Below are 6,690 nucleotides of genomic sequence, written 5' to 3' on the forward strand. Positions count from 1 at the left end.
GGTGATTGTAGCTCAGTTGGTAGAGCCCCGGATTGTGATTCCGGTTGTCGTGGGTTCGAGCCCCATCAGTCACCCCATTCTTTTTTACTGCTTCGTTTTATCTCATCTTCACATCAATAATTTCTATTTTGACGCACATTTTTTATCTCTTTATAGTCTTGATCTTTTTGACTAGGAACTATTTAGAAAAGGTGTATGATGTTTTTATATTAGAGAGTCAAAATAGAGGATAAACTCATGAAGCCGAACGAACTTGAATGTCCATTATGTGCGAGAAATAATGAATGTGCGGTGGTGTCGGGTCAAAAGGTCAGTGATTGTTGGTGTCATCAACAATCTTTTCCAATACAATCTGGTTTCTCTCATTTAGGTATTAATGACCATCAATGTTTATGTCAATCTTGCGTCAAGCAAATGAATAAAGTTGAAGAGAATAGGAGCCAAACTCAAAGTCAGTTCAAATGTAAATGACGGTATAGGAGTATTAAAGCCAGCTTATGGGGAGTAAGCGATAGTCTCTAAGCTAATATTCATAGAAATGAACGACCTCTTTTACAGGAGAGTGTTGTTTAAATTTCAAGTTCTATTATTTCTCTTTGACATCTTTTTAAAGCTGCTCCTTTTTCTTAACACTTTATAACTAACTGAATTTAAAAAGTGTTTCTTATTGCAAAAGGCTAATTTTGTCTTATGTTTATCATTACAATCATATGACTTGAGGCTCTTTATGCATAAATTATGGGTGGGGGTTTTTCTTACAATATTGCTTAATCCCGCCTTTGCTTATGATGATGGTTATTATTCATCTTGGCAAAGTGCTTTACATCTTCTCTGGCCCCCTAAGGCCGATAATCTTATCCGTGATAGCGAAAGGATTGGCCCTTACCCATTGCTTTCTAATCCTGTTGATTTTCAAGATGGCTTCAAACCTAGACTCTTTAATTTATGGCAACAGGTGAACTTATCTAAAGAAACGGGCGCAATATGTGGTAACGGAAGCGAGTATAAATTTTATATTCGAAGGGTTAATGATAATCACAATTATCTATTTTATTTAGAAGGTGGAGGTGCTTGTTGGGATTATGAAAGTTGCAGTGGTCAGGAGGGGGTTCGAGGGGCAAGGAACCCTGATGGGATCCCTGATAATTATATTTTTAATCTCAATACGGCATTGGTTTCGCCATTTATTTTTCCACCTCATTATGAAGATCATCCTGAAGTGCAAAATTGGAACTTAGTCTATGTACCTTATTGTACTGGTGATATTTATGCTGGTGATAGAGTAGAGGTCTATGATGATCCTGAAGGCATCAATGCGCCTTTAGAATGGCATCATAATGGCTTTGCTAATATGAGGGCAATTAATGCGTGGTTAAGAGACAATATGCAGCAGCCTGCTAGAATGATGGTTACTGGTTGTAGTGCCGGTGGAACAGGATCGCTTGTCAATTATCATCTACTGCGCCGAGATATGTCACCAACGAGTACAGCTTATTTGTTTAATGACTCTGGTCCTATTTTTCCTGCTTTACAAGGTAGCGAAGCGGCTAGTTTACCGTTACATCGAAAAATTAATCAGGCTTGGGGGCTAGACAATATTATTGACTATATTAGTCAAGATTTACCCCATTTTAGTGTTTCCGATCTGGGAACGATTAATAGTGCATTAGCACAAGCTTGGCCTGATGACCGTCTAGCCCACGTACATTTTCAAAAAGATTTGAACTATTCTGCTTATTCATATGAGCGATTTTATGATTACATTGAGTCTGAAACTGATGTCATCACCAAGTGGAGTTATATTCATGAATTATGGCAACAAGATACTGATGCATTAACCATGCAATTGGATCAGTATGACAATTTTGCTTATTACCTTCCTCAATTTCGGGATTTAAATGAAAGCCATTGCGCCAGTATTATTGAGTTTAATGCAGCAGACATTCAAGAAGAAGGTCAAGTATTGTCATCATTTATTGCAGATTTTATGGATCCGACTAAACCACTTTTAAGTTTTAAAGAGTCAAATGAACAGCTTGATTATGATAAGGGGGTGAACGCCTATTATCTTTTTTTGAATAAAGTTTTAGGGGCGCCGATAACGACCAATCCACACCTGTATGAGCGACTTAATCCGCCTCATTGATTTGAACACCTTCAAATAAAAAGGAGCCATTAGGCTCCTTCTTTATGAATGCTTATTTTATTGAATAAGCACTTTCAAAGTCGGCTTATTCAGCGTCTTTTGCTGGGCCTTTACGATGTGGTTTTCTGTCACCAGAAGGACGACGATCACCAGAAGAACGACGTGGGCGACGTGGTGGTCTACTGTCACTGACTTCTACAGTTTGACCACTCGCTTCACGAATATTCAGGGCTTTACCGCATACACGTACTTTACGTAAGTGTTGTAATACGTCTTTTGGCATACCATCCGGTAAATCTATGGCGGTCATTTGATCGAATAATTGAATTTGACCAATGTAGCGGCTATCGATATTGGCCTCATTCGCAACGGCGCCAACAATATTACCGACACCGACACCATTATCACGTCCCACATCGATAAGGTAACGACACATTTTGACATCTGGGTTGTCTTTTAAAGGATCCGCTGTGCCTAAATTGGTCGGTGTAGGTCTAGATTCTCCACGACGATTACGATCGCGCGAACCACGTTCATTGCGAGAATCACGGTTATCGCGTTGACGTTCGGTAATGGCGGGTAATTGAAGAGGACGCTCTTTCTGTACTTGCTGTAGTAATGCAGCAGCAAGAATATCGGTATCAACTTCCAGTTGCTGACAAAGTTGAGCAACCGCGCCTTTCATGAAATCTAAAGAATCATTATCTATGATATTAGAAACTTGCTCACCTAAACGCGATAAACGGCGCTCTGTGACGGTTTCTGGGCTAGGTACATTCATTGGCGCAATACGGCTTTTCGTTGCACGCTCAATAGTGCGTAACATACGCATTTCTCTATGAGTGACAAACAAAATCGCCATACCGTTACGACCTGCACGCCCAGTACGACCAATACGGTGCACGTAAGCTTCAGTATCATAAGGGATATCATAGTTGACAACATGACCAATACGTTCAACATCCAGACCACGAGCAGCAACATCTGTTGCAATCAAAATGTCTAGCTTGCCACGTTTAAGTTGTTCAACAGCGCGCTCACGGGCTTGTTGGTTCATGTCGCCGTGAAGTGGAGATGACGCATAACCCCGTGCTTCTAATTTTTCAGCTAATTCAACGCAGCTATTACGGGTTCTTACGAAGATGATAATACCTTCCGTATTTTCAACTTCTAATACGCGAACCAAAGCTTCTAATTTGTTGTGCTGTGATACTTGCACAAAGCGTTGTTCAATTGACTCAACCGTCGTTTGACTTGACGCAATTTTAATATGTACAGGGTTATCTAAATATTTATTGGCAACCCGTTTAATTTGCTCAGGCATAGTGGCTGAGAATAGGGCTAGCTGGCGCTCTTTTGGTGTATGCTCTAAAATCCATTCGATATCGTCGATGAAGCCCATTTTTAGCATTTCATCGGCTTCATCGAGTACCATGGCTTTTAATGTTGCCAGTTTAAGTGTGCCACGGCGCATATGATCCATAACGCGTCCTGGTGTACCGACAATGATTTGTGGTCCACGTCTTAGGGCATTGAGTTGCTGTTGCATGCTCTGGCCACCATAGATAGGCAGAACGTGCAGGCCTTTCATGAATTTAGAGTAGCTACCAAAAGCTTCAGCAACTTGAACCGCAAGTTCGCGAGTTGGCGCTAAGACTAAAATTTGAGGTGCATTTGTGGTTGGATCGATGCTGTTTAATAAGGGTAATGCAAAGGCACCGGTTTTACCTGTACCTGTTTGTGCTTGACCTAAGATATCTTTACCTTCCATCAGAGGGTGAATACTCTCTGATTGAATAGGTGTTGGTTTTTCGTAACCAAGTTCGTCAAGAGCACGCAACAAAGGCTCGGTTAGACCGAGTTCGCGGAAAGTTTTTTCATTGGATGACATGGGTTGTAGCCTTGTGGAAACGCATGAAGCGCGTTAAATATTTCACAGACAGAAAATCAACCCCGTGTCGATTTCCCGCGACGAAAAAGTAAATATAGCGGCATATTATAGCAAAGGTCTTATATGCTTTACAACTCGTATATCGTCGTATTTTAGGGCGGTTAGAGGTTTTTTGCTTCTTTTGAAGCAATAAATGCGCCAATTGGATGTTTATTGGTCGTGAGTATTAAAAGTTTTCACTTTGTATTTTTTATTAAGTGTTATTTCAGTGGCCCTTTTTATTTTGTTTTGAAATCCTTGTGCTTTAGGGGAAATAGATTGGAGTGGAAAGGGAGTCGTGACATCGAGGTATGTTAATTGTTGAATTTAACTCGAGGTTTAGTGTCTTTAAACACTAAGATATGATGTTTGGTATGAATATTTTTGACTCCAAGGTCGTCAGAGAGGACAGGTTCAACAAGATAATGGTTTCTCATTCACAAAACCAAATACAGTGTCCTCAATTGGTGGGTTGTATCACAGAAGATCTTTAAACTCTTTTCTGTGTTGCCTTGGGGGATGAAAATCTGTGGTGTTCATATCACTGTGTAAAACAGATATTTGTGTAGGGGCGCCTTTGTCGTCAATCGCCAAATAACCTATGCCGCTATTGTTCACTAATCTTTGGCTTGAATGGCCATTGGGTCTTCGTCCACGGATCGATAAACGTTTACGTTTAGTGAGCAAATTTAAAGGTGAAAAATGTCCATATAACCAGCCATTTAATTTGTCGAAGCCATTGAGTAATTTATCGGGAAATTGATTTTTAATGCCACTGCAAGTGATTTGGTAAATATCAGGCCCGCCTGTTCGAAATCTCAAATGGATATCGTAACTAAATGAATAGTGCACATCACCTGAGAGAATAATGAATTGTTCTGGGGTTTTTTTATGTTGAAAAATGCTCAGTAAGCTATTGGCGGTACCAGGGTGGGCCATCCAATTTTCAGCATCAACTAATAAAGAGCCGCCGCATAAAGTGGCCATGCGTTGTACGGCTTCAATGAGTTTAACGCCAAACATGGGCGCGGCAGAGATAATGATGACTTTAGATTGATTCATTAATTCATGTTGTAAATCCATCAAGGCTTCCCAATCCATGAGTCCAGAGGGTTTTCCTAAATTTGATTCGCTGCGCCAGCGTCTTGTTCGCGTATCTAAAACCACTAATTTGGGGGAGGTGTTAAGAGTGTAATGCCAATTTTCAAATTTCAATAATAGGTTAATTAAATTATCTTGATGCTCACTATTAGGGGATGAAAAATACTGATTTAAATGCGGAATAATTTCAGCATCAAATTTTTTAGGCGCATTACCCAAACCTTGAAATAAAGTATAGCCAATCAGTGCATTTCCTATGATCCTTTTTGAAAACGCATGTTCGTAAGCGGCCTGCTCCCATTTTGCAGTGAGGTTCCAATCATCAGTGATATCATGATCATCAAAGATCATATAAGTGGGTAAGTGGGCTAGTAGCCGGCGAACATTGGGCAAGCCTTTTACAAATCGCTTGATGTGCTTGAGTTCCTCACACCAGCGCTGTTGGTTGATGGGATATAATCCAGTATTCTCCTGTGGAATATCAATGACACGCCATAATTCAGGGGACCAAGTGAGTAGATATAAGCTTATTACTTCAGCAAGACTAATGAGATGGTTTTCAGCCAATGAGGAGGTAAAGATGGGATGATTGATATACCAGCGAGTTATGGCTGTTTTGGCCTTATACTGTGTTTTAGGTAATAACTGACTATGACGTTGATACATGTCACTCGGGTTATATCGAAACAGGTCACTGCTTGGAACCGTACCGTCAATAAATGCTTCACTATTTAAGCCTAATATAGTGATCACTTTGCCGATAGCGTAAAGCATAGGGCCAGCGATATCATCTACGTAAACTTGATCACCACTGAGCATGAGTAATGTGGGTCGCTCATCGATTGTTTGCGCATTTTCTATATGCTTATCTGCTCTCACCAGACCATCATCACTAAAATGATGCGGATTACGGCAAGAGCCATGTAATAAATTATCAATGTTAGGTTTAATGACAAATTGAGGGGTTGTCTTACCTTCATAGCGTAAGTCTGAGATGTTTTCAAAAAGAGAGCCAAATTTGCTGTCGATTAATGTGTAGCCAATGAAAGTGTGTTGCGGAAGGAGTGTATTCTCACTGAGGGTAATGAGGTATTGATAGGCATGCTGGCCCAGTTGAATGCAAAAAATTTCATCATCTTTGAGAGCTCTGTTAATCGAGGTATTTTCTAATTGCAATTTAAGTGTATTTAGAGGCGTTTTGCTCACAAACCACAGGGTAAAATTGCTTTCATCGCAATGGCGTAGAATAGGGCCTGCCAATACAAGAGGAAGTTGACGTACAACATGTTTTATATCATTGGCTGCCTGCATCGATTAAAATACCTTTCTGCTTCAAATTAATTCAATGGCAAGGATAAACAAATCCCCTTTTTTTTAAAAGAAATATCAGTTGTCTTCGCGTCTTATTGATAAAAGGAGAGGCGCTTATATTCGGTCTATACCCAAACCACTTGAAAGTGCATGTTTTCAGAGCCCGTAAAAAGGCTTAATTCAAGGCGCATTATTGAAAGAA

The 6,690-nt window shown here is 40.1% G+C and carries 4 protein-coding genes and 1 tRNA gene; 3 read left to right on the forward strand and 2 right to left on the reverse strand.

What is annotated here, in order from left to right; all coding sequences use genetic code 11:
- The first annotated feature begins 1 nt into the window (after position 1).
- The 3 genes from Q0779_RS23445 (at position 2) to Q0779_RS23455 (ending at position 2,146) form a co-directional block, all read left to right on the forward strand.
- A tRNA-His gene (locus tag Q0779_RS23445) sits at positions 2-77 on the forward strand.
- Positions 78-237: 160 nt separating this feature from the next.
- On the forward strand, positions 238-471 hold the full coding sequence (locus tag Q0779_RS23450) for a cysteine-rich CWC family protein (RefSeq protein WP_298776663.1): 234 nt from the start codon (positions 238-240) through the stop codon (positions 469-471).
- Positions 472-727: 256 nt separating this feature from the next.
- On the forward strand, positions 728-2,146 hold the full coding sequence (locus Q0779_RS23455) for a pectin acetylesterase-family hydrolase (protein ID WP_298776665.1): 1,419 nt from the start codon (positions 728-730) through the stop codon (positions 2,144-2,146).
- A gap of 85 nt (positions 2,147-2,231) precedes the next feature.
- Here the strand turns inward: Q0779_RS23455 and Q0779_RS23460 are convergent, their stop codons facing one another.
- Complete coding sequence (locus Q0779_RS23460; RefSeq protein ID WP_298776667.1) at positions 2,232-4,037, reverse strand: DEAD/DEAH box helicase; 1,806 nt, start codon at positions 4,035-4,037, stop codon at positions 2,232-2,234.
- Between the two features lie 516 nt (positions 4,038-4,553).
- Positions 4,554-6,488 carry an alkaline phosphatase D family protein gene (locus tag Q0779_RS23465; RefSeq protein ID WP_298776669.1) on the reverse strand — a complete coding sequence of 645 codons (1,935 nt, stop codon included), beginning with the start codon at positions 6,486-6,488 and terminating at the stop codon, positions 4,554-4,556.
- Positions 6,489-6,690 lie beyond the last annotated feature (202 nt).

The organism is uncultured Shewanella sp. (genome assembly GCF_947491715.1).
GTDB lineage: Bacteria > Pseudomonadota > Gammaproteobacteria > Enterobacterales > Shewanellaceae > Shewanella.

Bases quoted from the DNA above. Each gene is read 5' to 3' on its own strand.
- Q0779_RS23465 (WP_298776669.1), bottom strand. From the start codon at position 6,488: ATGCAGGCAGCCAATGATATAAAACATGTTGTACGTCAACTTCCTCTT.
- Q0779_RS23460 (WP_298776667.1), bottom strand. From the start codon at position 4,037: ATGTCATCCAATGAAAAAACTTTCCGCGAACTCGGTCTAACCGAGCCT.
- Q0779_RS23450 (WP_298776663.1), top strand. From the start codon at position 238: ATGAAGCCGAACGAACTTGAATGTCCATTATGTGCGAGAAATAATGAA.
- Q0779_RS23455 (WP_298776665.1), top strand. From the start codon at position 728: ATGCATAAATTATGGGTGGGGGTTTTTCTTACAATATTGCTTAATCCC.